Here is a 26,834-nt window from a genome sequence, read left to right as displayed (position 1 = left end):
TCACTTCTCTTTGCGAAAATCGGTTTGCGTAGATGTCTGGTATAAAGCATTCAAATACCAGCAAAATGGAATAATCATCTGAACCGTCGACAACGTGTTATCTGAAAACGAATAAATCAGAAAGCCCGCAATCAAGCTTGCAAAATAAGGTTTGATTGGCTTGGCAAGCGACCGGTAAATGAGAACGAACACGACCAGCAATGAAAGCATCAATAATCCGCAGCCGATATATCCCGTGTCAAAATAAAAGCGTATATACTCGTTATGCGGCACGACAAAGCCTTTGAATAACGTCCCGTCGTTCGCAACCGTCACCGCGCCAAGACCCCTGCCTGACCACGGATAATCCTGTACTCTGTTCAAGAAATATTCCCATGCCTCCGAGCGTCCCGACAGGTCAATTCCCGTATCGGTCTCCCGCTCGAAGGAGCGTTTTTTTAAATTGTTCCATTGCAGGGCCACCGCCCCCAGAGCAATCAAAAACGATCCGGCCAGCGGTAGCAAATAATTGACTTTTCCCTTGAGATACTGCCGGGCGATATCGAACAGATACACAGCAAACATTAGCAGCAATGCCAGAATCGGCCCACGTGTGCCAGTGGCAATCAGAACCAAAAAGTTCAGCGCCAGCACCGTATAATAAAAAGCAGCTTGCTGCGGCTTGCGTTTGACCTCAATCAGCGAGACGGCAATCCCGAGAAAGGAGAGCATCGCCAGATGCGGCGGGATGTTCGCTCCCTGTACTCTCACAGCTCCCGTAAATTCCACATCGGTAAACGAATGCAGCCCTACGACCTGTAAACCAAGTCCAACGACCACACTAATGATCGGCAGCAAGCTGATCAGCCGGATATGCTTTTCGGCCACATCCTTCTTCCACTGGATTAGTAGAAAAAAGAAGGGCAACGATAGTCCGACGAAAGCTTTTACTGCAATCGAGGTCGTCAGCGTAGGCAGCCATGCTGAAAATCCAAATGTAATTCCCAGCATGATCACCAATGCCCAGATCGGATAGCTAAACTTGAAGCGTATGCCGTAAACGAGCATGCATGGCACCAGCAGGGCCAAAATGCCCAATTTGTACAATGACAAAATCTCGATGCCGAATACGCCACCCTGATACAGCGAATCCACCGATACCGCCGTGCTCAGCAGAACTGCATAGCTGATGCGCTCCGGATGATGGATAGAAACGGCCAGCAGAAGCAGTAAGCATACCGCCGCAATGCTGGCCACGGGCTGATAAGTAGCCGCAATTCCTACAGCAAGAGCGCCCAGAAGAAAAATGAAAACATGCTGTATTGTGTTTATTCTCGAAGTCCAAGGATAGTTGCTCATGTTCAATCTTTCACCCCGCAGCTGACTCGCTTTTCCGGTTGCGCAGCGTATCCAGGGTTCCCCGTATACTTTCAAATCTGCACCGGTTCAACAGCTTCCTGCCCTCAGTACGTGCCAGCAGGGAGTCCATCGTGTTGTATAACCATTTGGCTGCTGTCTTCGCCATCAGCATTACGTTACCGCGCAGACCTACGGCCTGAACAGCGTGAGACATGCCCTGACAGTAGTAACGGTTCATGATCCATTCCTTCGTCAACCGTGCAGCCGGAACAAAATGCTTCACAGCCATGTGAGGATGATACATGATCGTTCCGCCATTTTTACGAATCTGCTCGAATACCCACGATTCTTCACCAGATAAGAGGATGTCTCCCTTTCTTCCCAAATGAAGCGGGAACATCACGGCAGCAAAGGCCGTTTTGCGCATGGCCATATTCGCTCCGAACGGATTCAGTCCCGCCGGATATTCACGGATGGCTTTTCCCAAGTCAATAATCGTGTAGGGCAACTCAAGCGGTCCTGTCAGCCAGCCCGGTCGTTCCGTTTCAAACAATGGATCTATCTTCCCGCCCATGGCCGTCAGCTCGGGATTGTTCCCAAAGGTCGACATAATCGTTTGCAGCCATGTAACACACGGGATCGCATCATCATCCAGAAAAGCAATGACTTCTGCCCTCGATAACGTAATGCCCGCATTACGAGCAGCTGATAATCCTTGCTCGCGCTCATAATGATACCGGAGATGAATATCCTGACCGTGTGCGGCACTAAATCTTTTGATCGTCGCCGCCGTATGATCTGTGGAGCGATTATCGACCACAATGATCTCAGCCAGCGCAAGGTCGTTCAGCTCCAGCAGGGACATTAGCGTTTTTTCCAGCAGGTCCGCCCGGTTATAGGTGCAAATAACGACGGACACTGCGGGACATCGCTTGAATGCATCCATCAGTAAGCATCCTTGGAGAACAGCATTTTAATGCCTGTTTTCATGATGATTTTCAGATCGAGCCACGTATTCCGAACATGAATATACTTCAAATCCATTTGCACCATTTCTTCGAAGCCTACGCTGTTACGTGCGCTCACCTGCCAGTAGCCGGTACATCCCGGTGTGACAATCAGGCGTTGCTTGTCATAATCGGAGTATTGTTCAACCTCGCTCGGCAATGGCGGACGCGGACCCACTAACGTCATGTCTCCGACCAGCACATTCCACAGCTGCGGAATCTCATCAATACTCGTCTTGCGCAAAAAACTGCCAATCTTCGTAATCCGCGGATCGTTTTTAATTTTGAACATGGCGCCGCTCACTTCATTCAGTGCCATCAAATCCTTTTTCAGCTCCTCAGCATTGGACACCATCGAACGGAATTTATACATGTTGAATAGCTTCTCATTCTTGCCCACCCGAATTTGCTTGAAAAACACGCTTCCCTTCGGATCCTCGAGCTTGATCAAAACACCCACCACGATAAAAAGCGGCAGTAATACGATCAAACCCACGAAAGACAGTAACATGTCAAGCAATCGCTTGGTTACCAGGTAAGACGTTTTATCCTGAATTTGTGTATTTCCGTATGGCATGTAAAACGCTTTACCTGACATGACAGCCTCGCCGTCCTCCGGTAAATTTTCCATGCTCATGCTGACGTACCCCCTCTCAACCTGCCGTGGTTGCTTTCTCGGTCTTTTTCAGCCACTCGTGCATGGCTTCAATAACCGGATACTTCAAATCATCGCTAGCGAGTGCAAATTCAAGTGTGGTCAAAATATAACCGAGACGCTCGCCCACGTCATAACGTGTTCCTTCAAAGTCATAGGCGTACACGCGCTCGCTTTGATTCAGCTTTTGGATGGCGTCGGTCAACTGAATTTCGCCGCCCGCTCCTTTTTCCTGAAGATCGAGATATTTGAAAATTTTCGGTGAGAATACATAACGGCCCATAATAGCCAGATCGGAAGGAGCAGTGCCCGGAGCCGGTTTTTCTATAAAATTGTTTACCCGGTACAGGCGTCCGTCCTGTTGATCCGGTTCAATGATGCCGTAGCGGTTTGTGAACTCCTGCGGTACCCGTTGTACACCAATGACGGAATTTTGAGTTTCCTCATACTGATCCATCAACTGACGCAAGCAAGGCTTCTGTCCTGTTACGATATCATCGCCCAACAGTACGCCGAACGGCTCGTCCCCGATAAAGCGTCTTGCGCACCATACCGCATGTCCCAGACCTTTGGGTTCTTTCTGGCGAATGTAGTGAATTTCTACTCCCGAAGAACGCTGTACCTCTTCCAGAAGCTTCAGCTTGCCGTCCTCCAGCAGTTTCGATTCCAGCTCAAATGCGTTGTCAAAGTGATCCTCAATAGCACGCTTGCCTTTGCCCGTTACAATAATAATGTCCTCAATACCGGAAGCAATTGCTTCTTCCACGATATATTGAATCGTGGGCTTATTGATAATCGGAAGCATTTCCTTAGGCATTGCTTTGGTCGCAGGAAGGAAGCGCGTACCCAACCCCGCTGCTGGAATAATGGCCTTTTTCACTCTTTTCGTCATCGCACTCATTCTCCTTGCTTCATCGAATTTTGGTGTTGCTTACTTCACCTGATTCATCACAATTCCAACCAGTGTCGCACCGGCCTGATCCATGAGCTGCTTTGTTTTGCGTAAGTCTTCCCGTTTGGTTCGGGCATGTCTGGCGACGAGAATCACACCATCCGTCATGCTTGCGACCAGGCGGGCATCCGTATAATTCAGCGCCGGAGCCGAGTCGAGCAATATGATGTCATATTCGCGTTTTAGCCCTTCCAGCAGCTCCACCATGCGTTCACTGCCGAGCAAGTCAGCCGCGTTATACAAGGTGTCTCCGCCGGGAATAACAGACAGCTCCGGCACGCCATGCCTGACGATGGACTTGGAAGAAGCTCCACCGCGCAAATAAGCCGATAAACCTCCGGTATTCTCCAATCCGAATATCTCGTGCAACGCTGGTGTATGGAGATTGCAATCCACCAGAGCCACCTTCTTGCCTTCTTGTGCAAAGGAAACGCCGATGTTGGCGAGCAGCGTTGTTTTGCCTGCTCCGCTCTCTGGCGAGGTCAGCAGCAGAACCGTCCCGCGGTCCGTCTGCCTGATGACCTGCTGCCGGATGTATGTACGGAGGGATCGGAATGATTCCGATACATACGATGAAGGATTGCTTTCTGTAATCAACATGTCATTCAATCGCAGCATATTTACGCTCCCCTACCCGTTCTTTGGAATTTCCGGCTGCGCCGTCGATGTCCTTCTTGCGAATGACAGGGATCGATGCAATCACCGGAATACCGATGTCCGCATCTGCCTCTTTTTCCGTGCGCAGCGTACCGTTGATGCTTTCCAGAAACACAATCGTGCCCAGCGCAATCATCAGCGATACGAGAAAGCTAATCGCAATATTCATGAGCGGATTCCCATTGGTGGGGTCAGGATTGGCCCGCGGGTCCGCCTCATTCAAAATTTTCACATTATTCAATTCCATCAGCCCCGGAACCGTCTGCACGAATTTCTGGGTTACCGCGTTAACAATAGCGGCGGCCTGTGAATAACTCCCTGCCTCAAACGTCAAGCCGATGACCTGACTTTTATCCGAGGTTTTGACCTGTAGCTTTTCTGCCAGCTTTTGCTGCGTCAAGCCGAATTCAGGATGGGCCGTTACGACAGCCTCCATAATTTTGGGTGAAGTGAGAATTTGCTTGTAGCTTTCCACCAAATTAAGACTTGTGTTGACGTCGTTCAGATTGTTGCTCCCCTGCTTACCGGAAATATGATTAACCAGCAGCTGACTTGAGGCGGAATAGACCGGCTTCACGACATTGTCGCTCACAAAGTAAGTCGTTACACATGAGAGAATGACAAAAATCGCAATCAGCCACAATCTTTTTTTGATCAGGACCAGATAATCCAAAATGGTTTTCTCCACAAAAATCCTCCCTCCCATACAATTTTTCTTCTTATTTTAAGTATGATCTAATTGTACCAAGCTCTTGTGGGAACGACATGGAACCGGACGGCACTTTCTCCATCACTACAGGGGGAGGGGATTGTATACTTTTGGCTACGGCATGGTATACTTTTGTACCAGCCTTTGTCGATTATGGAAAAATAAATAGAAAAAAGCCTCAAAACCACCGAAGCTGGTGATTTTGAGACTTCTTCTGCTACTCGCTATATAAACTGAACTGGAAAGTTACATTGGTCCCATTCCCCAGTCGGACAGTGCTTTCCATCGCCATTGCCTTCAGCGCATCAAACGCTAGATGTTCTTGGCTCGTACTTCGCCAGACCAATCGCATTGGCATACAACGCTGCCTGCGTACGATCCGCCAGCCGCAGCTTGGCCAAAATCTGACTGACATGCTTTTTGACCGTAAATTCGCTGATGAATAACCGGGATGCAATCTCGCGGTTGCAGGCTCCCTGTCCCAGCTCGACCAATACTTCCTTTTCCTTAGGTGTCAGGTCGTCTGTCAGATTGCCCGCATCCTCCCGCAGCTTGTTCTCCAGAATAGCAGGATCATAATATTTGCGTCCTTTGTTGACAAGATGAATCGCGTAAATTAGTTCCTCAGGCAAAGCCTCCTTGAGTACGTAGCCGTCCACAGAAGCTTCCTCTGCTTTCAGGAAGTCTTCCCGTGTGGCCGAGGATGTCAGCAAAATAAATTTGCTTCTGAACCCGCGTCCGCGTGCTATTTTGATAATATCCAGGCCCGATTCGTCAGCAAGCTTCAAATCCAGTAGCACCAGATCCGGGTCGGTTTCCTCGATTACCGCAAGTGCTTCCTGTTGGTTCTGGGCCTCTCCCGCAAACTGAACATTGGGCTGCATGGATATAACCGCAGCGAGTCCTTTCCGTACTAAAGGATGATCATCGACAATGACAATTTTCATGATTCGGCCTCCTGTCTACAGTTCAGGATTTGCATAATCCCTATGTATCCGATTGTTACCGCAGATTTTGTATTGCAGGATGTTCACACATCTTTATCAGCATTTTGCATAATTCCATTCTCAACGCTCGAAAGTACACTATATAGACGAACTAAACCGTTTCGATCTATATAGTGCTGATTTGAAATCGCTCTTGGGATTTATGCAAAATGCTCTTATTCATAAGCATTTACTGGAATGGACAATCGGATCTGTGTTCCCTCTCCGATTCGACTTGAAATATCAAATTCACCTCCCATTGATTGAGCTAAATATTCCATATTCATCATGCCCAGGCCACTGCCTGCACTGACCGCCTCACCTCCTGCTACCATTCTCGCCGTCTCGAACCCTACTCCGTCGTCATGAATAGACAGTCTAATCACCTGGGGCGTCAATTTTAACTTCACATCAACCCGCTTGGCCAACCCATGCCGGATTGCGTTACCTGCCGCTTCGGATATGATACGGAACAAAGCCTTTTGATACAAGTACGGCAGTGAAAAATGATCCCCATGAATATCAAAGTCAATCTGTACATGATTCAGCTTGGACAGCGTATGCAGATGGCTTTTCACCGTTCCTAACCAAGTTGGCCCCCCGCTCTTTTTCGAGCTTAGGCTATGAATGGCCCCTTTCAGCTCCCTGACTGCCTGGTTGGCAGATTGCTGAATCAGCTCAATTTGTTCCTCCACCTGCTCCTTGGGCTGATCATGCCATGTCTGCCGAAGTGAATGCGTCGCGTATACAATGCCAAAAAGACTTTGTGATACATTATCATGCATTTCATTCGCAATCCGGTTCTGCTCGTTCGTCACAATCAACTGATTTTCGATTCGCTCCAGCTCGTAGCGCTCCAAGAATACGGCGCTCAGCTCAGCCAGGAATATTAGTTGTTGTACAAGCCAGCGTCTTCCCGTCAAACTTTGATCAGGGCCCAGCTTAAGACCGATGGTCGCTACAAAACGAGTCGTCATCGGTACCGTGATCATGAGAAAATCGCCCCATTCTGGCAGATGCCTGAAAAACGGCTCCCGCTCTTCCCTGAATTCCTCACGGTAATTCCCCAGCTCCTCGAATAGCTGCTCCTCTTCCTCCACCGTCCAACCTGTCTGACTGCTCTCCGGCGCATCCTCCTCCTGACTGTCCAACCAGAAAAACGCGCGGCTCTGCTTTGTCAGCTTAACCGTGTAGTCCGAGATGACCTGCCCCAGATTCAATGCCTCGTTGTGGCTAGTCGTCTCCATGATGTGGTAAATCGACTTAATATGTTCCATCGTCTCATTAGCTTGCTCCTTCGCCATCTTCAACTCATTCTTCATGACACCGATCACCTGCATGGCCATCGTGGTCACAATCAGCACCAGAAATAAATTCGCATTTTGTAACACCATATCCCACAAAAAATATTGACCTGGTGTAAAAAAGATATAACAAAATGTGAGTACCAAGCCGATATAAGAAAGAAGGAGCGTCCAACTGTACCTCATAGAAAGGTGAGCACAAGCCACCAACATAGGGGTAATCACATACCATTTGAACGGACTGTCCATCCCTCCTGTCGGGAGCAGCAATAAAATGATCCCTGCGGTTTCCAGAGCAATGCTGCATTTCAAAACCATATCATGAAGTCTGTACTTGCGGTAAATCCACGTAAATAATGTAACAGATAAAAATAGAAACACAATGAGTAATAACTTCTGCCACACATTTAATCTGGATGGTTCGAACAGAAAAACAAGCGACGTTAAAGATAGTGATACATACCGGTACAAAAAAATCATTTTGTCTTCTGCTGACTTCTTCAACTTCATCCTGTCACCCTATTCTGTGTTTTGAAGGGACGATGGGCATATTAGATTTGTTTGTGTACTCTAAAAAAATCATAACCAATCCAAAAATAAATAACAAGACATAAACTCTAACGTAAACGGTTACATTCCAAAAAATTTGGTACTTTTTATAACATATTTACCGTTTCAGGAAAACATTTTGGGGGTAATGTCAGAAACTATAACGTTTGTCAAGGATATAAATTACATTTTCAGAAAACTAAAAAAAAGGACTTGCTGGTACCACCGTGATCATAACAGCGGTATTCAGCCTGTCCTTTTTTCAGTGAATTTGGTGCGGGGCTACATTAGCCCCCGGCACGCGCCAATTCACGCATATTGGCTTCAAATGCAGCCAGCAGAGCCTCATCCCCGCTCAAACCGGTTGCCTCTTCTTTTTGTATCTGTTCAACCATACGCTTGTAATCCTTCGGAATCACCCGTACAAACTGCTGAATCGCATCCTGCCAGTCATCCAAAATACGTTGTCCCGCTTCACTGCCTGTGTACGTGACATGGCGCTGAATCAAACCGCGCAGATCCGCTGCTTCCGTAGGATCTTCCACACCTTCCAGCAACACCATCTCCAGGTTACAACGGCTTAGGAACGTTCCCTGAGGGTCATAGACGTATGCAATACCTCCAGACATCCCTGCTCCGAAATTCCGTCCGGTTTCGCCCAGTACAGCTACACGTCCGCCTGTCATATACTCACAGCCATGATCGCCGACACCCTCGACAACGATACGTGCGCCAGAGTTCCGGACGGCAAAGCGTTCCCCTGCAATTCCGCTAATATAAGCTTCCCCGCTGGTCGCTCCATACAAAGCCGTATTTCCGATAATAATGTTCTCTTCCGCCTTAAAGGTCGCTTTGTGAGATTTCTTCACAATAACCTTACCACCGGATAGCCCTTTACCTACATAGTCATTGCTATCGCCTTCAACGCTCAGCGTGATACCTTTCGGAATAAATGCCCCGAAGCTCTGACCTGCTGATCCTATGAAGTTAAAACGAATCGTATCCTCAGGCAGCCCCGTCGCTCCGTACTTACGGGTAACCTCGCTGCCCAGAATCGTACCTACGGCCCGATTCACGTTCGTTATAGGCAAGGTAGCCTCTACAGCTGTTCCGTTCTCCAGCGCCCCGGTAGCCATCGGTACGAGCTTCTGCATATCAAGCGTTTCTTCCAGACCGTGGTTTTGGCGTTGTACGCGGTAACGTACACTGCCGTCTTCCAGCTCAGGAACATGCAGCAGCAAGCTCAGATCGACGCCTTTCTTCTTCCAGTGCGAGTCGGCGTTCACGGTATCCAGACAATCCGTGCGTCCGATCATTTCCTGAATCGTGCGGAAGCCCAGCTCGGCCATAATTTCGCGGACATCTTCTGCGATGAAACGCATAAAATTCACCACATGGGCAGGATCACCCATATAATTTTTGCGCAGCTCCGGATTCTGCGTAGCTACACCAACCGGACAGGTGTCCATTTGGCATACCCGCATCATAATACAGCCCAACGCCACAAGCGGCGCTGTAGAGAAGCCATATTCTTCTGCACCCAGCAGGGCAGCTACCACCAGATCACGGCCGGACAGCATCTTGCCGTCTGTCTCCAGCACTACACGGTCGCGCAGGTTGTTCAGCATCAGCGTCTGATGCGTCTCGGCCAGACCCAGCTCCCAAGGCATACCTGCATGGCGGATAGAGCCTTGCGGAGAAGCACCTGTACCGCCGTCATAGCCGCTGACCAGAATAATGTCAGCACGGCCTTTAGCCACTCCTGTAGCAATCGTGCCCACGCCTACCTCCGACACCAGCTTCACGTTAATGTCAGCACGCGGATTGGCGTTTTTGAGATCGTAGATCAGCTCTGCCAAATCCTCGATAGAATAAATATCGTGATGCGGCGGCGGCGAAATCAGTCCCACGCCCGGCGTAGAACCACGCACCTCAGCAACCCAAGGATACACCTTGCGTCCTGGCAGTTGTCCGCCTTCGCCCGGCTTCGCGCCTTGCGCCATTTTAATCTGAATTTCGTCGGCGTTCACCAAATAATTCGACGTTACACCAAATCGGCCTGATGCCACCTGCTTGATCGAGCTGCGACGGGAATCGCCATTGGCATCCGGTATAAAACGTGCAGGGTTTTCTCCACCTTCACCAGTATTGCTCTTGCCGCCGATACGGTTCATCGCAATCGCCATATCCTCATGCGCTTCCTGACTGATCGAGCCGAAGGACATAGCTCCCGTCTTAAAACGACGCATAATCGATGCAGCAGATTCCACTTCATCCAGTGGCACAGGTTCACCCACGGACTTCAACTGAAGCATGGAGCGGATCGTCAAATGCTGTTCAGTTTCACCCTGCACCAGCTTGGCGTATTTCTTGTACAGCTTGTAGTCTCCCGAGCGAACCGACTGCTGGAGCAAATGCACCGTTTGCGGATTAAACAAATGCTCTTCTCCATCGTTACGCCATTGATATTCGCCGCCTGAATCCAACACTTTATCGTTGCCGTCCTTGTCGGTAAAAGCCCGGTTGTGGTGAGCCAGCGCTTCCACCGTGACTTCCTCCAGACCGATACCGCCAATGCGGGAAGGCGTCCAGGTGAAGTAGCGATCAACAAAATCTTGTTTGAGACCTACGGCCTCAAAAATCTGTGCTCCACGGTACGACTGAATCGTGGAAATACCCATTTTGGACAATATTTTAACTACACCCTTGGTAGCAGCTTTAATATAATTTTTAATTGCTTTTTCGTGCGAAATTCCGCGCAGCAAGCCCTGTTGAATCATGACATCCAGCGTTTCGAAAGCCAGATACGGATTAACCGCACTCACGCCGTAGCCAAGCAGCACCGCATAATGATGAATATCTCTCGGCTCTCCGGACTCCAGCAAAATACTTACACGTGTGCGTGTACCCTGCTTGATTAAGTGATGATGCAGGCTCGAAACAGCCAGCAACGCCGGAATGGCCGCATTCTCAGCATCCACGCCACGGTCGGACAGAATCAGGATGTTATGACCCTTGTCAATGACACGGTCAGCAGCCTCAAACAGTCCTTCGAGTGCCTTACGCAGTCCTTCTGCGCCTTCCTTCGCTTCAAAGAAGATCGGAATCGTCATCGACTTGAAGCCTGGACGGTGGACGTGACGAATTTTAGCAAATTCCTCATTCGACAACACCGGTGAATCCAAACGAATCTGACGACAGCTTTCGGGTTCCGGATGCAGCAAATTGCGCTCAGGTCCAATCGTAGTTGCCGTGGACGTTACGATCTCTTCCCGAATGGCATCAATCGGCGGATTCGTGACTTGAGCAAACATCTGTTTAAAATAGTTGTACAAACGTTGTGGACGGTCAGACAGCACCGCCAATGGAGCATCATATCCCATAGAGCCAATCGGTTCCGCACCTGTGAGCGCCATCGGCTCCAAAATCTTACGCAGTTCTTCAAACGTATAGCCAAAAGCCAACTGAAGCTGGTTCACATTCTCATGCTTCGGCTCCGGCTGCTCCAATGCTTCCGGCAATTCATCCAGATTGACCAGATGCTCATCCAGCCATTCCTGGTAAGGTTCCTCGGAAGCAATACGTTCCTTCAACTCTTCGTCAGAAATGATGCGGCCCTCCTGGGTATCGACCAGCAGCATCCGTCCCGGACGGAGACGATCCTTGTAGAGTACATTTTCAGGAGCAATATCCAGTACACCCGCTTCTGAAGACAGGGCGATCAGGTCATCCTTGGTCACATAGTAACGCGCAGGACGCAGGCCATTACGATCCAGAATTGCCCCGATCTGCACACCATCCGTAAACGCCATCGCAGCCGGTCCATCCCAAGGCTCCATCATCGTGCTGTGATACTCATAAAATGCCCGCTTCTTCGGGTCCATCGTCTCATGCTTGTTCCAAGGCTCTGGCACCATCATCATGGCTACATGAGGAAGGGAACGTCCACTCAGATACAGGAATTCCAATGTATTATCAAACATGGCTGTATCGGAACCATCCGGGTTAATAACCGGTTTTACCTTGCCGATATCTTCGCCAAACGCTTCACTTTCAAACTGGGCCTGACGTGCATGCATCCAGTTCACGTTGCCGCGCATCGTATTAATTTCACCGTTGTGAATCATAAAACGATAAGGATGCGCACGATCCCAGCTCGGGAACGTGTTCGTACTGAAGCGGGAATGAATCAGCGCGATCGCCGATGTCACCCGCTCATCCTGTAAATCCAGATAAAATTGTCCTACCTGCTCGGTTGTAAGCATTCCTTTGTATACAACCTTACGGCATGACAAACTCGGGATATAAAACGACTCACGGTTCTGGTCTTCTTCGTTATAGCGAATGGCAAGCTCCGCCCGTTTGCGAATAACATACAGTTTCCGTTCAAAGTCCAGTTCTTCCTTCAAATCGCTGCTGCGACCGATGAACACCTGACGTACGCCCGGTTTGGCCGCTTTCGCCGATTTGCCCAGCATTTCGTCATAAGTCGGAACATCACGGAAGCCCAGACAGTTCTGACCCTCATCTACGATAATATCTCTCAGCTTCTGCTCATGAACTTCACGAACCTTCGGATCATTGGATACAAAAAGCATACCCACGCCGTAATGTCCCGCCTTTGGCAGCTTGAAGCCCAGTCGCTCCGCTTCCTCTTGGAAAAACAGATGCGGCACCTGAATCATGATCCCCGCTCCGTCACCGGAGTTCGGTTCACTTCCCTGACCGCCCCGATGCTCCATATTTACGAGCATGGTCAAAGCCTGACTTACGATATCGTGCGATGGTTTTCCCTTGATGTGGGCAACAAAGCCCATGCCGCAGGCGTCTTTTTCGAATTGGGGATCATATAATCCCTGTTTGGGTGGTAAACCTGTCTGTCTCATGGAACGCAACCTTTCTGTTATAAAGTCATGCTGGCCTGAAATACAGGCGGCCGAATAGAAGACAGTGGCAACAAGAGGTAACTCAAAGAACAACTACGAGGATTGGGGGACAAAGCATGTGACGTATTCAAGGCGGTACGGTCCGCCGAATGCGAATACTTTTCAATAATTATGCAATAGCTTGACTTGAAAAACACGTCGGATCTACTGATGAATCTAATTAGTTCTATTATTTTATCATTGACCTACCATGTTAGCAATTCAAAGTTTTTATGATTGTGATAATAAATCTTTTACATTACAGCTTCAACGTAGCATGCAAAAACATACCATTTTTATGTATAAATATTCATTTTAAAAAATCCAGCCTTTCCCATTCCCGAAGGAACAGAAAAGGCTGACAGAGGATATCTATTGAACATTCTGGCGCTCCGACATTTGCTCGCAATTTGGCAATGCAGGTTAAAATTCGAGGCTTTCACCGGGATTCAGGGCTTTCCCCTCAATCCCTTCCTTGTGCAGACGGTCACAGAAGGCGTTCCCGTCCTGCTCAATGCCCGGAAAGGTATTGTAATGCACCGGTATCACCCGACTTGCCCGCAGCCATTTGGCTGCCAGCAGCGCATCCTCCGGTCCCATGGTATAACCGTCACCTATCGGTAATACCGCAGCATCTATTGAGTTAGTTTCCCCAATGAGACGCATATCGCCAAACAGGGCGGTATCGCCAGCATGGAAAAATGTTTTGCCTCCTATGGTCAATAAAATGCCCGCAGGCTCACCCATATATATCGTTTGTCCATCCACATTTAAAGAGGAACTGTGGAACGCAAGCGTGAATTTTACATGGAAGCCGTCAAATTGGTGACCACCGCCAAGGTTCATACCGTGAGCCTTGGCTCCCTGAGATGAACAATAGTCAGCCAATTCCGCCACCGCAATCACCGGGCAATCGTTGCGCTTGGCAATTTCAACAGCATCTCCAAAATGATCGGCATGACCATGCGTCAACAGCACTGCATCCACCTGAATGTCCTCAGCTTTCACTGCTGATTTAGGATTTCCAGTCAAAAAAGGATCAATGATAATCCGTTTGCCCTCTTCCTCCACCAGCACCACTGAATGTCCGTAATATGTGATTTTCATATCATCTGCCACCTCCATAGTCACTTTCAAAACTTAGGTACCTTTCCTTTACCCATTATACCTCTTTTTGCATACAAGCTTCACCTGTACACGAAAATATACGTTCACAAAGCTGAACCCTGTTGTTTAGAAAGGGCTGTTATTTGTAGAAGGCTGCCTTTATTTATAAAAGGTATGATGTCCGATTGTTTTCACCTTGGTACGCGAATGATGTACCGTAAGATCCTGAGCCAACGTCAGCGACAGGAAAAAACAGGTATTATCAGGCACGGCTTTATGGCCGTTCAACGCAGCCGTAACCGCACGAATGCTGTCCTGGTTGGGCTGAACACGACGAAGACGCCCGTTCGCGACCGGACTAAATTGCGCTTTTTGATAAATCACTGCCTGAATCGTATCGGGAAATGGGGCTGACCGCAGCCGGTTTAAGACAACGTTGGCAACTGCCACTTTGCCTTCGTACGGTTCGCCTTCTGCTTCTGCCATGACTATTTTTTGTAGCAGGAGCAGTTCTTTAGCGGAGACATGATAGCTCCAGGTAGACAACGCCTTGTCATCCTGAGAGAGCATTTGTGTCTTCGTAAAGTAGATGGTTGTAGGAGGGGTAAGAATTGCGGACTTGCTATGCTGGACTTCAGGCTTTTTCACGCCGGTTGCAACATTGCTCTGGGCTTGTCCCGCCTGCTTCATCTGGGAAGCGGGTAACGGAGTCGGCATGATTTGTTTCCAGCTCGGCTGCCCATGAGCCTCGGCAAAGATGGGACTTGTCCTGTTTGACCCGTTATGGGTCCCCATCCTGTCCCCGTGTGTAGGAGCCAAAGAGTTCCCTGACCAGCTCAGAGATTGCATAGGTGCATTTTTATGATTTTTTTGTGTTTGTTGAACCTCAGCGTAGAGGCCTACCCCCAATATACAAACAAGCAGCACACTCAAAAGAGGTGCAAACCAACGATGTTCTTTAACGATTTCCATAATGTTCCTCCCGTGAACTTTAGGCACATTCCTCAGATATGTAACCCAAAATGCGCCTTTTGAATAACGCTGAAACACTATATCACTAAAATCGCTGATAGATCAAGGGTTTCAACTTAATAATGGGATTATTTTAATTATTTGGTACATCGGTTTTTGCCCCATTCGGGTCGCGTACAAAACAAATTCTTCCACTTCCCACGGCTCGCCTATCCGGTTATCGGACTGAAAAATAGACGCCGGAACAGGCTCCTGCCCTGTATATGAACGTGCTACTGTGATATGGGGTCGGTAAGACCGTTCCTCCGGCTTAAAACCAAGCGGTTCGGTAGCCTGAACTATGGATTGGTGGAGCTGGTTCAAACAATCCTTCTGCCCCGTAACTCCCCTCCATAGCACACGCGGAAATCCATCTCGCCCAAAAGTCCCCGGTTCGCCAATGCCGAGAGTGAACGGGGGATGTGCAGCGGCTGCCTGAAATAAGGCCTGTTCCAGTTCCGGTATATCCTTGGTCGCCACATCCCCCAGAAACTGAAGTGTTACGTGATAATCCCTGAAATCGGTCCATTTGCGAAAAGAAAGCTCGTTAATATCCTGTTCCACCCAGCGCCGTAACTCCTCCTTATGCTCGCTCGGGAGAGCAATCGCGGTAAAAAGTCTTTGTGTCTGTGCTGTATGCGAAACTATCGGCTTTGATCCGTTCATCGTCATCGTCTTCCTTTCATAAAGAGCTACAGTCATTCGTTGTTATCTATAGTGACACAGCAAGCTCGTTTTTACCCTTATTTATGCAATCTTTTCACCAATCTGTTATCCTTGAAAGGATGATTCAGCAGAATATATTGGAAGCTCCAAAGAATCAAAAGCCGAGGAGGTAATGAATTATGGGAAACATCATCAGTTTACACCAGCTTACCGCAGAGCAAGAAAAGCAGGTTCGTGCAGCAGCCCCGGGCTATGAGCTGGTCATTGGCAAAGCCCAAGAGCTGAATCCTGAACAGATCCGACAGGCCGAGGTCATTTTAGGCTGGTCCAAGCATATTGTCGAAGCGGCTTTGCATCCCGACAGCAAGCTGAAATGGATACAGACCTGGTCGGCGGGCATTGATAAGCTGCCACTTGCAGAGCTGGAAAAGCGTCATATTTTACTCACCAATACAAGCGGCGTTCATGCCGTTCCAATTACGGAGCAAATCTTCGGGATGCTGCTGTCGCATACACGGTATTTACAGCAAGCAGTTCTCTTGCAAAGTCAGAAAACATGGCAGCCACCGGAAGGCGACCTGACGGAATTACGTGGTAAAACACTGCTGATTACGGGCGTGGGCGAAATCGGTCGTGAAACGGCCCGGATCGCAGAAGCCTTCGGCATGCGGGTGATCGGAGTTCGGCGTTCCGGCAAGGATGCCCCTCATGTGAAGCGCATGTACACAAATGAGCAATTACATGAAGCGTTGGGAGAGGCGGATATCGTGGTAAATATTCTGCCATTCACCGAGGAAACCCGTCACTTCTTTGATGAAAAGGCATTTGCAGCCATGCGTAAGGGAGCTTTCTTCATTAATGTAGGTCGTGGCAGCACTGTCCATACGGATGCACTTGTGCGCTCTCTGGAGCAAAAGCATATTGCCTTTGCCGGACTGGATGTTTTCGAGGAAGAACCGCTACCCGCGTCACATCCACTGTGGAGTCTGGAGAATGTCCTGATTACGCCGCATATTGCAGGCGACACGGACCGTTACGCTGAACGGGCGGTAGATATTTTCCTCACCAATTTGAAAGCCTATGCTGCCGATCAGGAACTGCCGCTGAACTTGGTTAACTACAAAACTCAGTATTAACAAACTATTCACAGATCCATATTTCCCGGCTCATACCTGTCTTGTGTATGCGGCATTGCTCCGTGAGGGTCCAGCCTGACTCGGACAGCAATGCTGACATCGGCTCCGTGCTTACGACTACCGCTCGTGCGGCCAAGCGCCTCAGGCTGCGCAGCATCTGCTTTTGTTCATCGGCAGGGAGCACGGAGCACAGGTTATAGGGCATATCCAATATCGCTGCATCATAGGTTCCCTCCAGCAGATTCATATCTCCCAGTTTCACCCGATCCTCTTCATATCCAAAATGACGCAAATTCACGCGTGCCCCACGTACCGCCAGCGGATTAATATCACAACCGTGAATATCTTTTCCCATGCTCAGTGCTTCAATCATTACATTACCCATGCCACAGCACGGGTCCAGCAACTTCAATCGGCCCGCATCTATATCCTGTGCTGCTATGTCATGCACTGCTAAATTCACAAGCGCTTTGGCTACCAGCACTGGTAGTCCGGTGGAGTAGTTTTGCGGCTTATGACGGCGCTCCAGCCATGATCTGTCGCTGTACATGCACTTGCCGAGCAGCCACCGCTCTCCTACCCGTACGACACCCAGGGTGACATCCGGTTCCTTCATTTGCGCCTGCCCCCGAATACGTGCGCCAATGCGTCTTTCTATACCTCGTCGCTCGTCATAGTCGGCCACGTTGTCGCCTTCCTTAAGGCACAGGACCTTGAAGGTCTTCCCTTCTTCAAGTTGAATTGCGGAAGCTGCCTCGCATAGCTCATCCAAAGTACCCGCATCTGCAGTCACATCCAGCCGAAGATGGATGAACGGGCTGATGCCCGGCTCTAACCGCCGATGGGACAGCAGCATGGAATCATGCGCAGGCGGCTGGCCGAACAAGCTTTTCAACTCCAAAAGACACAGCTCTCGCTCGGTTTCATGACACGCGTAGGTATATATGTATCTTTGCATATTCATAGCAGAACTATTTATTTCATGTCGGTTCATGTCAGATCTCTTTTCATTTGGAATCACCGCTAGATTTTATGGCCTCCGCTATAAGACGGTAGGATTGAAGCCGCTGCTCATAATCGGGAATGGGGGTAACCAGCAGAAATTCATCATTATCATACTCAACCTGCAAGCTGTGCAACCGTTCGGCAACATCCGCTGGTGTTCCCACCAGCCAATTAGCCCGCATCGCAGGGTCACCCATCGTAATCTGTGCAGCCCACCGCTGCGCCTGTTCATTCGTTGAGGAACATATGGCCCCTACAGCAACCATCGTCCGGGGCTTGTCCATTCGTTTGGACGGCTGAAAGCCGGAACGGTACATGCTCAGCATTTCTCCCGTATCCTGCTCACTCATAAATTGACCGAACACATAGCCAGTTGAATACCGGGCGGCGTATTCGGCACTTTTACGATTTGTACCCAGCATCCACAGCGCAGGTGGCTGTTCAGGCATTGGACGGGCAAACACGGGCACCTGCTCATACTCGTAGGTACCTTCCAGCAAAGCCAGCAGCGCTTCCATCGTCTGTGGCAGTTCAGCCACATGCTGGAGAAAGTTGCCGCTCAGCGCCATCGACGCATGTGGTCCTCCACCGGGTGCTCTCCCGAGACCCAGCTCGACTCTGCCCGGATATAGAGCCGCCAGCAGATGAAACCATTCTGCGACCTTGACCGGACTATAATGCGGAAGCAAAATAGCGCCTGCCCCCAGCTTGATTTTCCGGGTCACCGCCCCGATGTGAGCCAGCAACACTTCCGGACTGGAGGAAGCCAGCCCCTCCATATCATGATGCTCCGAAGTCCAATAGCGCGTATAGCCCCACGCTTCCGCACGTCTCGCCAGCTCTCCTGCCCATTGAACGGCCTGCTCCGGTCGGTTTCCGGGTAGCAACGGCACCATATCAAGTACCCCCAGCTTCAGTGATTGGGCAGGTATAGACTGAGAACCCATAGATATCCCCCCCTTCTTTTCCATACTTAAAAACCAGTTTCTTCTACTATATGGGGTTCAGCATGAATCGTTAGTCCAGATCATAAATGGAACCCACCTTCAAACCATACAGCTCATTATAGATTTTCTCGGCAAACGCATCGGTCATCCCTGCAATATAATCAATGACCATATGCTCCCAAGTCCAAATCGGTTTTGCCTTGGCCTGATCACGTTCAAAGCGCTGAAGCCAATCACTCGGAATAATGGACTTGGATGTCTCTGGATCGAGAAAAGCCAGCCACAGCCGTCTGAGCATCCATTCACTCCGTTTTTGCAGCCGTTGTACGCGCAGATCACGGATCATCGTGACCCAGGCAAAGCTTTTCAGCACACTCACGGTACGAAGCATATCGAGATCCTCGCTTCCATCCCGCACAAAAGTAACCTTTTTCCAATCACCCACATCAATTACACCCAAGCTGCTGACGAACAGACTGACCCAGTACGCTTTCACCTCACGACGGGTACGGGAATAATCGTGTTCACACATTGGCATCTTGCCATTCCATACCTTCAAAAAATCACTGAGCACAGCCGCCACCTTCTGTTCGATCTGAGCCAGTTGCCAGCCTTGCCAGAAGCTATCCTCCAACGTGGTGATTTTTTCTGTAATCAGACGGATCAAATACGGATCATATAAAAAATGCTCGTGCACCTCAATTTTCCCTGCCTTAATACCGTCCTCCAGATCATGCGCGGAATACGCAATATCGTCGCACAGGTCCATAAGCTGGGCCTCCAGCGTCTTTTGACCATCAGGAATTCCCCAATCCTCGCGGATGGAACGAATGTATTCCCACTCATGCAGATACATCCCTTTTTTGTTCAAAATCCCCGGATACGGATACTTGTTGATCCCCAGTAAAACAGCGTCCGACAAATTCAGACCATCCACGTTCTCACGCTTCTCCAAAAACATAATCAGTCGGAAATTGTGTGCGTTCCCCTCAAAATGCTCGTAGATTCGCCGCTCATGTGCATATGCCTCCAGTCCCTGCTTGGAATCAGGCGTGAAGCCTCCAGCGGCCGCTATCTTTTTCACCTTCGTCTCGATCAACTGATCCAAAATGCCGTCCAGTACCTCTTCGCCCTTGTGCCCGAACGGTGGATGACCAAAATCATGCGCAATAGACGCACATTCCACCACCTCGGGATCAATAATGAGCCCGGCGTTATCCGCCTGCCCCAGCTCCACCTCGGGATGCCGCCGCAGCAAGCTGCGTGCCGCTTCACGTGCAATCTGTGCTACCTCCAGCGAATGCGTCAGCCGTGTGCGATAATAATCGCCCGTGCCTGCGCCAAATACCTGTGATTTGCCTTGCAGCCGACGAAAGGTCGGTGAATGGATCAATCGGGAGTAATCCCGTTCATATGCTGCCCGTGAAGCATCGCTTCGTGTTTGTTCCGGAAACTGCCGATGCTCTCTCTTGTTTTGCCATGTCATAAATCCCACTCCCAACGTACTCAATTGGAGTGATTATACATTTTTTTCACGTCTCAGGAAAGCTGACATGATTTTAAGCTTATAGCTGTACGTAAAAGTTGCTTTTAGCTCCACTGCGCAGTCGGATTGTGCTTCCCATCACCACCGCCCCCGGATTACTTGAATAAGGCAATGGTCAGGGGAGAAATCCGGGGAGGAGATGCTTTAAAAATCTCATATAAAAAAAGTGCTCCTCCAGCCACTAGGATTCTGGCCGGGGAACACCTTTTTATTCTTTTAAATAGAAATATAAGAAAATACCTCACTACTTTTGTTCTAGCGCTTCGCCCTCGGGTCCAGCACATCCCGCAAGCCGTCACCCATCAGGTTAAAGCCCAATACAGTCAGCATAATGGATATACCCGGAAAAATAACAGTCCATGGTGCATTCTGGATGTATTGGCGTGAATCCGACAGCATTTTCCCCCACTCCGGTTGAGGAGGTTGTGCGCCCAAGCCGAGAAATCCAAGCGCCGCCGCTTCAATGATCGCCGTTCCAATTCCCAGCGTGCCCTGTACGATGATCGGTGTCAGGCTGTTCGGCAAAATATACCGGAGTATGATTCGTACATTATTCGCCCCAAGCGCTCTGGCAGAAGTGATATATTCCTCGGTTTTGACACTGAGCACCTTGGAGCGTACCAATCGTCCATACGTTGGCACATTGACAATCGCAATGGCATACAGTGCATTTTCCAATGAAGGTCCTAAAATAGCCACAATGGCAATCGCCAGCAAAATCCCCGGAAACGCCAGTAAAATGTCGAACAGCCGCGAGATGATCATATCTGCCCATTTTCCATAAAATCCCGCAATTAAACCCAAGGCCGTTCCTACGATCATTGAACCAATGACGGACAGAAAACCGACCCACAACGAGATTCTGGCTCCATACAGCGTACGGGTCAGCAAATCCCGGCCGAGATCGTCCGTCCCGAACCAGTGCTCTGCGGAAGGGGGCTGCAAGCGATCCACCAAATTCTGCGCTTTATAGTCAAACGGAGCAATCCACGGAGCGATCAAAGCGATAATGACAAAGAAGATAATAATGCTGAGGCCGACGAGCGCCATTTTATTGTGTTGGAAAGCCCTCCACGCGTCTCTCCAAGGGCCGGAAACGACAGGCACATGCGCCAGCGTATGGCGTGTCGTCGGTATATTGTTGGGTTCCATCGAAAATTGTGACATCGGACAAGCTCCCCCTTGACCCATTGACGACTTGATTACTGATAACGGATACGCCGGTCCAGAACCGCGTACAGCAAATCGACAATCAGATTAATGATGACGAACAGGAACGCAATGATCAGAATCCCGCTTTGAATGACAGGATAGTCACGCGAGCTAATCGCTTCAAAAATGTACCGTCCGATGCCGGGCCATGCAAAAATGGTCTCTGTCAGCACCGCGCCGCCCAGTAGCGAGCCCGTCTGAAGACCGATGACGGTAAGCACGGGGATGGCGGCATTTTTAAGTGCATGCTTGTACACGACTTGAAAAGATGCCAATCCCTTCGCCCGCGCCGTGCGAATATAATCCGAATCCATAACCTCCAGCATGCTGGAACGGGTAATACGCGCAATGACCGCCATCGGGATGGTTCCCAGTGCGATGCTGGGCAAAATCAAATGCTTGATGACCGTCCATACCTGCTCCATACGTCCACCAATCATTGCATCAATAACCGCCAAATGCGTCACCGCCTCCACCGGATCACGGGAATTCATGCGTCCGATAGAAGGAAGCCAATGCAGCTTATTGGCAAAAATCCATTGCTCCATCAAGCCCAGCCAGAAAATGGGCATCGACACCCCGACAAGGGCAATGACCATGCTGACATAATCGAACCATGAATTTCGCTTCCAGGCGCTCACGATACCCGCGTTCATTCCAACAACAACGGCAAAAAACATACTCGCCACCGTCAACTCCAGCGTAGCCGCCAGATAAGGCAGCATTTCCCGGGCAATCGGCTGTCTGGTGCGGATCGAATCACCCAAATCGCCATGGGCCAGCTCCCCCAGGTAAGTTCCATATTGCTGCAACCACGGCTTGTCCAGCCCCAACTGCTCACGTAGTGCCTGTTTGGACTGCTCTGTGGCCTTGTCTCCCAGTATCGTTTCCGCCGGATCCCCCGGAATGGCATGAATAATCGAAAAAACGATAAGCGTCATGCCCAGCAATACCGGAATCAATACGGCCAGTCTTTTTATAATATATGAGTTCATACCAGAATCACCGCCTGCTTGCGTATGTTGCTATTTGGGCTATTCAAAATAAACGTTGCTATACGATTCAATACCTGCCGGAGCAGGCACGAAGCCCTTGAGGTTCACTTTACCTGCCATCAGCGGTGTGCTGTGAACCAGTGGAATCCACGGCGCATCCTGTTTAATAATCACTTGTGCTTGTTTGTACAGCTCAGCACGCTTGTCCTGATCGACCTCAACCTGAGCTTTTACCAATATTTTATGCAGCTCCTCATTGACATAAAAGCTACGGTTATTACCCGGAATCGTATCCTTGTCCAGCAGGGTGTACAGGAAGTTGTCTGGATCGCCATTATCTCCGTTCCAACCCAGCATGTATAAATCATCTTTCTGGCCGGCCTTAACATCATCCAGATAAGTAGCCCATTCCGGCGATTGAATATTTACTTTAACACCTATTTTTTCAAAATCAGCTTGAATGGCTTCCGCTACCTTTTTACCGTCAGGCATATACGGACGAGATACAGGCATCGCGTAAAAGGTTAACGGCTCAGTAAGCCCATTAGGGTAGCCCGCTTCTGCCAGCAAGGATTTAGCCTTGTCCAGATCGTAGGTATAATCCTGAATGCTATCGTTATATCCCCATAATGTAGGCGGCATCGGATTGACCGCAGGCTTGGCCTCTCCCGCAAACAATGCATCAATAATGGCCTGCTTGTTCACCGCATGATTAAGCGCCTGCCGCACCTTGGGATTATTGAATACCTTTTTCTTCAAATTAAATCCGATATACGCCACATTAAAGGATGGGCGTTCGATTTTTTGCAGTTCATTATTGCCTTCCAGTTGCTTCGCATCGTCCGGGTTCAGATCCTCCATCAGATCAATTTCTCCGTTTTGCAGAGCATTAAATCGCGCGGTATTGTCGGGAATAGAACGAACAATGATCTTGGCCAGCTTCGGCTGTCCCTCTTTCCAATAGTTTGGATTTTTCTCCAGCGTGATGGTATCGTTCCGCTTCCATTCCTTAAATACAAAGGGTCCCGTACCGACCGGATTGCTCTTGAAATCAGCCTTTTTCTCCTGAATAGCCTTAGGGCTGGCGATACTAAAGGATGGCATAGCGATATTTTGTAAAAAAGGCGCCTGCGGCTTGGTCAGTGTAAACTGAACAGTGTTCGCATCTACCGCTTTGACCTCCTTAATCACCCGACTCCCTTCTGGGCCGAACATGGAATCATAATAATCATACGAGTCCCCTTCAAATTTGTATGGACTTTTCGGATCAGACCAGCGGTTAAAGTTAAATACAACAGCTTCTGCATTAAAGTCGCTTCCATCATGGAATTTTACACCTTGACGCAGCTTGAACGTATAAATCAGTCCGTCCGGTGATACTTCCCAGCTCTCTGCAAGCCCCGGCTGAATCTCCGTGGTGCTCTCCTTGTATTCCAGCAAGGTATCGAACACCTGCATTCCAATTTTTAGCGATTCACTTTCGGTCACAATCGCCGGGTCCAGCGCCACGGAATCGCCACCGCGTCCATAAATTAATGTATCCTGCGCGCCCCCTCCTGCGCCTCCTGGCGTTTTTCCTGCCTCCGGTTTTGCGCCTTCATTGGAACCTCCACATCCCGAAAGTGCCAGAACAGCCCCCAATGCAAGCACCAGCAGGACGGTCCAGGCTTTGTTTTTTGCATACTTTTTGCTCATGCAGCAGACCCCTTTCACACCTCGTATATTGTTAGTTCGTTGATACCGGATGAATGCCCAGATAACCTCTATGATCTAATGGACACAGCGTCCACATTAAATCTCATGACACACAGATACGTAAGCTTATACAGCAAATAGCTGCCACATATCGTAAGGTATAAGCGAATGATGGAGCTGAACGGCTAAACCGAATAACCCCTTTATATTCAGCAGAAAGAACTGCTTCCGGGTCGCATGTGCATTATTTCGAGTAAGTCTAATGGAATCAAGCTGATTTGAAATCGCTCTTGGGATTGTTGCAAAATGCTCAAGTAGGAGGTGTGTAAGGTAATTTTATATGTAGAAGTAGATATCAACACCTGTGGTTCAATTCAATCGGCCTCCGTGATGTATGCCTAAAGTTTCGTACCCGATGCGAAGGTCTGTGAGGTTATGAGGAAGATTGCTGTCTCCAAGCATTCAGCTTTTGTTGAATCATAGTGAAAAATGTCATATATACTCACAGTATATACAAGCGATTACATGAATGGAGAGTGATTACTGGATACTTTACTATAAAATGAGGTGGTAGACAAGAGCGTTTTCATAGATTTTTTTAAAATTCCCACACGTTTTCGGAAAGCAATGTTAGTTAATGTCACAGGAAAATAACTACAAATATATGAAAAAGAACGCGGCTCTACCATCTGCTCGCGTCCTCTTTGCAAGATCCAATTTCCTCACTTGGCTCCTGTTTCTTCAGTTGTTTACGACGATTTCTTAAACACACCCAGACGGTTCAAGACTACAAGCAGGCGATAAAAATCATAGCTGCTCGGCTGCTTGGCATCCACAATCGGACTCGACGGATTAAAAGCAACGGCTGCGGCTACGGCTTCCTTTGCCCAAGCTGGCACTTGCATCGTCTGGCGCGCCTCCAGGTCACCTACTCGCTGATCCACTTTTTTAATATAAGCGGTCTGTTCGTTCAATGTCTGTTTGAGCACATCCTTACCGTTTTCAAGTGCGGCAACCTGCTGCTGCAAGGCTTTAAATGCTGCTTTTTCCTCTGCTGTCATCGGCTCATCCCCCTCTTCTCCTGCAAAAGCTTGGCGCAGCTCTGCCTCTGTTCCTGCGTATACATTCAGGTCAACGGGCCCTTGAATCCCATCAACTCGTCCGCTGTCGCTGTATTGCCAGAAGTCCCACAGCCTCCATGCTGTGGTATCGTTGGGCACTCGTGTGCTGTAACGCGCGATCCATAGCTTGTAGGCTCCCAGCGGCGCTTTAAAATGGGCCGCAAAAGCGTTTCCCGTATATACCATCGGCTTGCGACCACCTACCCTTTCAAATTCCGTCAAAAACGCCATGGCTACTTCATGGATCGCGGCAGAGCTAAGTCCACCCGGATTGTTCTCATAATCCATGACCGCTGGAAAGTCAAGCGCTTCTGCACCTCCAACCCGATCCAGCACCTCGGCAAAATGTCTGGCCTCCGCTTTGGCCGCGTCAACGCTGGTTGCATCTACAAAATGGTAAGCCCCCAGCAATACCCCTGCTGCCTTGGCGCCTTTTGCGTTAGTGATAAATGTCGGATCGACGTAACGCTGCCCCTGACTCGCTTTAATAAAGGCAAACGATTTGCCATCGGCTCGTACACGTTTCCAATCAATATTTCCCTGGTATCGGGACACGTCAATGCCCTCGGCAGCGTTAGGACTGCGATTTTGCATAAGGCGATCCCTCCTTGTCATTCATAATGTTGTAACCGATGATGTTACTGTTATAACTATGCTTGGACCATTGACGTGGTCCGGGCTTTTCCAACTTGGTGCTGAAAATGGGGCAAAGGTGCATTCTGCTCACCTTATAAAGCTTTATTTCCTTTGTCGGAGGGGTCTGCTTGCTTTTTCTTTTCCCCATTCGACTTGGATTCAAAAATGGCTACCGCATTTCGCAAAATATCCGGCATTGGCACTCCCATTCGGCCCACATTTTCAATAATCGACAATAGCTCGTTCGCCAAATAAAAGAAAACGACGGCATCCCGGAAATAATGTGCATCCCCCAGAATACCGTCGATCAGATGAGCTACCGTAATCATCAAAAACACCGTAACCTTGCGGAAAATACCGTAATAGCCCTCTCGGCTTTTCAATGCTCCGTTAATCCAGGCCGCCGCCCAGCCGGTAAAAAAGTCGATAATGACCATCCATAACAACAACGTCAACATCGTCGTCCACCCTCCGAAAAAATAACCGATCAAGGTCCCCGTGGAAAACCCCAGCCAAATCTGATCGACCTTTTCATGCATGCTTGTTCCCCCTTTTGAACCAAGGTGTAAAATGAATGTCCCCTTGAGGTAATCAAGGGCACAAAAAGACACACTCCGTTGTGAGGCGTATCTGTTATTGTTATATTTTGTTTAGTTGCTAATTTTTTTAAATTTA

The 26,834-nt window shown here is 49.1% G+C and carries 21 protein-coding genes; 1 reads left to right on the top strand and 20 read right to left on the bottom strand.

Annotation, left to right across the window (positions count from 1 at the left end; translation table 11 throughout):
- The 12 genes from ACWXW9_RS19025 to thpR all read right to left on the bottom strand — a co-directional run bounded on the left by ACWXW9_RS19025 (window position 1) and on the right by thpR (window position 15,866).
- Window positions 1-1,338 carry an O-antigen ligase family protein gene (locus tag ACWXW9_RS19025; protein ID WP_494930676.1) on the bottom strand — a complete coding sequence of 446 codons (1,338 nt, stop codon included), beginning with the start codon at window positions 1,336-1,338 and terminating at the stop codon, window positions 1-3.
- Between the two features lie 10 nt (window positions 1,339-1,348).
- Window positions 1,349-2,284, bottom strand: coding sequence for a glycosyltransferase (locus ACWXW9_RS19020; protein WP_494930675.1), 936 nt, complete (start codon window positions 2,282-2,284; stop codon window positions 1,349-1,351).
- Window positions 2,284-2,982: a sugar transferase gene (locus tag ACWXW9_RS19015; protein ID WP_494930674.1), complete on the bottom strand. Its 699-nt coding sequence runs from the start codon at window positions 2,980-2,982 to the stop codon at window positions 2,284-2,286. Before ACWXW9_RS19015 ends, ACWXW9_RS19020 begins: the two co-directional genes overlap by 1 nt.
- Window positions 2,983-2,998: 16 nt before the next feature.
- Entirely contained in the window at window positions 2,999-3,892 is an 894-nt protein-coding gene (galU, locus tag ACWXW9_RS19010; RefSeq protein ID WP_014280252.1) for a UTP--glucose-1-phosphate uridylyltransferase GalU, read from the bottom strand.
- Window positions 3,893-3,931: 39 nt separating this feature from the next.
- Complete coding sequence (locus ACWXW9_RS19005) at window positions 3,932-4,570, bottom strand: CpsD/CapB family tyrosine-protein kinase (protein WP_494930673.1); 639 nt, start codon at window positions 4,568-4,570, stop codon at window positions 3,932-3,934.
- Entirely contained in the window at window positions 4,554-5,297 is a 744-nt protein-coding gene (locus ACWXW9_RS19000; protein ID WP_494930672.1) for a YveK family protein, read from the bottom strand. Before ACWXW9_RS19000 ends, ACWXW9_RS19005 begins: the two co-directional genes overlap by 17 nt.
- Window positions 5,298-5,623: 326 nt before the next feature.
- Window positions 5,624-6,265, bottom strand: a complete 642-nt coding sequence (locus ACWXW9_RS18995) for a response regulator (RefSeq protein ID WP_494930671.1) — start codon at window positions 6,263-6,265, stop codon at window positions 5,624-5,626.
- A gap of 215 nt (window positions 6,266-6,480) precedes the next feature.
- The gene (locus ACWXW9_RS18990) at window positions 6,481-8,118 is read right to left on the bottom strand and encodes a sensor histidine kinase (RefSeq protein ID WP_494930670.1); all 1,638 of its coding nucleotides are present in this window, start codon (window positions 8,116-8,118) and stop codon (window positions 6,481-6,483) included.
- 326 nt (window positions 8,119-8,444) lie between these two features.
- Window positions 8,445-13,043, bottom strand: coding sequence for a glutamate synthase large subunit (gene gltB / locus ACWXW9_RS18985; protein WP_494930669.1), 4,599 nt, complete (start codon window positions 13,041-13,043; stop codon window positions 8,445-8,447).
- Between the two features lie 462 nt (window positions 13,044-13,505).
- Window positions 13,506-14,189, bottom strand: coding sequence for a metal-dependent hydrolase (locus tag ACWXW9_RS18980; protein ID WP_494930668.1), 684 nt, complete (start codon window positions 14,187-14,189; stop codon window positions 13,506-13,508).
- Between the two features lie 159 nt (window positions 14,190-14,348).
- Window positions 14,349-15,161 (bottom strand): cell wall hydrolase, encoded by an 813-nt coding sequence (locus tag ACWXW9_RS18975; RefSeq protein ID WP_494930667.1) that lies wholly within the window; start codon window positions 15,159-15,161, stop codon window positions 14,349-14,351.
- A gap of 111 nt (window positions 15,162-15,272) precedes the next feature.
- The gene (gene thpR / locus ACWXW9_RS18970) at window positions 15,273-15,866 is read right to left on the bottom strand and encodes an RNA 2',3'-cyclic phosphodiesterase (RefSeq protein ID WP_494930666.1); all 594 of its coding nucleotides are present in this window, start codon (window positions 15,864-15,866) and stop codon (window positions 15,273-15,275) included.
- Window positions 15,867-16,045: 179 nt separating this feature from the next.
- Here thpR and ACWXW9_RS18965 point away from each other — a divergent pair, with 179 nt between their 5' ends.
- The gene (locus ACWXW9_RS18965; RefSeq protein WP_494930665.1) at window positions 16,046-17,002 is read left to right on the top strand and encodes a D-2-hydroxyacid dehydrogenase; all 957 of its coding nucleotides are present in this window, start codon (window positions 16,046-16,048) and stop codon (window positions 17,000-17,002) included.
- 4 nt (window positions 17,003-17,006) lie between these two features.
- Here the strand turns inward: ACWXW9_RS18965 and ACWXW9_RS18960 are convergent, their stop codons facing one another.
- From ACWXW9_RS18960 to ACWXW9_RS18925, 8 genes are all read right to left on the bottom strand, one after another.
- Window positions 17,007-17,996, bottom strand: a complete 990-nt coding sequence (locus ACWXW9_RS18960) for a THUMP domain-containing class I SAM-dependent methyltransferase (RefSeq protein ID WP_494930664.1) — start codon at window positions 17,994-17,996, stop codon at window positions 17,007-17,009.
- 13 nt (window positions 17,997-18,009) lie between these two features.
- Window positions 18,010-18,954, bottom strand: coding sequence for an MsnO8 family LLM class oxidoreductase (locus ACWXW9_RS18955; RefSeq protein ID WP_494930663.1), 945 nt, complete (start codon window positions 18,952-18,954; stop codon window positions 18,010-18,012).
- A 70-nt stretch (window positions 18,955-19,024) separates the two neighbouring features.
- The gene (locus ACWXW9_RS18950; protein WP_494930662.1) at window positions 19,025-20,440 is read right to left on the bottom strand and encodes a deoxyguanosinetriphosphate triphosphohydrolase family protein; all 1,416 of its coding nucleotides are present in this window, start codon (window positions 20,438-20,440) and stop codon (window positions 19,025-19,027) included.
- Between the two features lie 315 nt (window positions 20,441-20,755).
- The gene (gene nikC / locus ACWXW9_RS18945) at window positions 20,756-21,667 is read right to left on the bottom strand and encodes a nickel transporter permease (RefSeq protein WP_494930661.1); all 912 of its coding nucleotides are present in this window, start codon (window positions 21,665-21,667) and stop codon (window positions 20,756-20,758) included.
- 35 nt (window positions 21,668-21,702) lie between these two features.
- Window positions 21,703-22,707: an ABC transporter permease gene (locus ACWXW9_RS18940; protein ID WP_494930660.1), complete on the bottom strand. Its 1,005-nt coding sequence runs from the start codon at window positions 22,705-22,707 to the stop codon at window positions 21,703-21,705.
- 39 nt (window positions 22,708-22,746) lie between these two features.
- Window positions 22,747-24,402 (bottom strand): ABC transporter substrate-binding protein, encoded by a 1,656-nt coding sequence (locus ACWXW9_RS18935; RefSeq protein ID WP_494930659.1) that lies wholly within the window; start codon window positions 24,400-24,402, stop codon window positions 22,747-22,749.
- 749 nt (window positions 24,403-25,151) lie between these two features.
- Window positions 25,152-26,117 carry a glycoside hydrolase family 25 protein gene (locus tag ACWXW9_RS18930; RefSeq protein ID WP_494930658.1) on the bottom strand — a complete coding sequence of 322 codons (966 nt, stop codon included), beginning with the start codon at window positions 26,115-26,117 and terminating at the stop codon, window positions 25,152-25,154.
- Window positions 26,118-26,251: 134 nt separating this feature from the next.
- The gene (locus ACWXW9_RS18925; RefSeq protein WP_494930657.1) at window positions 26,252-26,698 is read right to left on the bottom strand and encodes a phage holin family protein; all 447 of its coding nucleotides are present in this window, start codon (window positions 26,696-26,698) and stop codon (window positions 26,252-26,254) included.
- Window positions 26,699-26,834: the final 136 nt, after the last annotated feature.

The sequence above is a fragment of the Paenibacillus sp. LT-B23 genome, assembly GCF_059417685.1.
This window is presented reverse-complemented; position numbering and strand designations above follow the sequence as displayed.

Coding starts and splice junctions, on each gene's coding strand:
- ACWXW9_RS19025 (WP_494930676.1), bottom strand. CDS start 1,338: ATGAGCAACTATCCTTGGACTTCGAGAATAAACACAATACAGCATGTT.
- ACWXW9_RS19020 (WP_494930675.1), bottom strand. CDS start 2,284: ATGGATGCATTCAAGCGATGTCCCGCAGTGTCCGTCGTTATTTGCACC.
- ACWXW9_RS19015 (WP_494930674.1), bottom strand. CDS start 2,982: ATGAGCATGGAAAATTTACCGGAGGACGGCGAGGCTGTCATGTCAGGT.
- galU (WP_014280252.1), bottom strand. CDS start 3,892: ATGACGAAAAGAGTGAAAAAGGCCATTATTCCAGCAGCGGGGTTGGGT.
- ACWXW9_RS19005 (WP_494930673.1), bottom strand. CDS start 4,570: ATGCTGCGATTGAATGACATGTTGATTACAGAAAGCAATCCTTCATCG.
- ACWXW9_RS18995 (WP_494930671.1), bottom strand. CDS start 6,265: ATGAAAATTGTCATTGTCGATGATCATCCTTTAGTACGGAAAGGACTC.
- ACWXW9_RS18990 (WP_494930670.1), bottom strand. CDS start 8,118: ATGAAGTTGAAGAAGTCAGCAGAAGACAAAATGATTTTTTTGTACCGG.
- gltB (WP_494930669.1), bottom strand. CDS start 13,043: ATGAGACAGACAGGTTTACCACCCAAACAGGGATTATATGATCCCCAA.
- ACWXW9_RS18980 (WP_494930668.1), bottom strand. CDS start 14,189: ATGAAAATCACATATTACGGACATTCAGTGGTGCTGGTGGAGGAAGAG.
- ACWXW9_RS18975 (WP_494930667.1), bottom strand. CDS start 15,161: ATGGAAATCGTTAAAGAACATCGTTGGTTTGCACCTCTTTTGAGTGTG.
- thpR (WP_494930666.1), bottom strand. CDS start 15,866: ATGAACGGATCAAAGCCGATAGTTTCGCATACAGCACAGACACAAAGA.
- ACWXW9_RS18965 (WP_494930665.1), top strand. CDS start 16,046: ATGGGAAACATCATCAGTTTACACCAGCTTACCGCAGAGCAAGAAAAG.
- ACWXW9_RS18960 (WP_494930664.1), bottom strand. CDS start 17,996: ATGAACCGACATGAAATAAATAGTTCTGCTATGAATATGCAAAGATAC.
- ACWXW9_RS18955 (WP_494930663.1), bottom strand. CDS start 18,954: ATGGGTTCTCAGTCTATACCTGCCCAATCACTGAAGCTGGGGGTACTT.
- ACWXW9_RS18950 (WP_494930662.1), bottom strand. CDS start 20,440: ATGACATGGCAAAACAAGAGAGAGCATCGGCAGTTTCCGGAACAAACA.
- nikC (WP_494930661.1), bottom strand. CDS start 21,667: ATGTCACAATTTTCGATGGAACCCAACAATATACCGACGACACGCCAT.
- ACWXW9_RS18940 (WP_494930660.1), bottom strand. CDS start 22,707: ATGAACTCATATATTATAAAAAGACTGGCCGTATTGATTCCGGTATTG.
- ACWXW9_RS18935 (WP_494930659.1), bottom strand. CDS start 24,402: ATGAGCAAAAAGTATGCAAAAAACAAAGCCTGGACCGTCCTGCTGGTG.
- ACWXW9_RS18930 (WP_494930658.1), bottom strand. CDS start 26,117: ATGCAAAATCGCAGTCCTAACGCTGCCGAGGGCATTGACGTGTCCCGA.
- ACWXW9_RS18925 (WP_494930657.1), bottom strand. CDS start 26,698: ATGCATGAAAAGGTCGATCAGATTTGGCTGGGGTTTTCCACGGGGACC.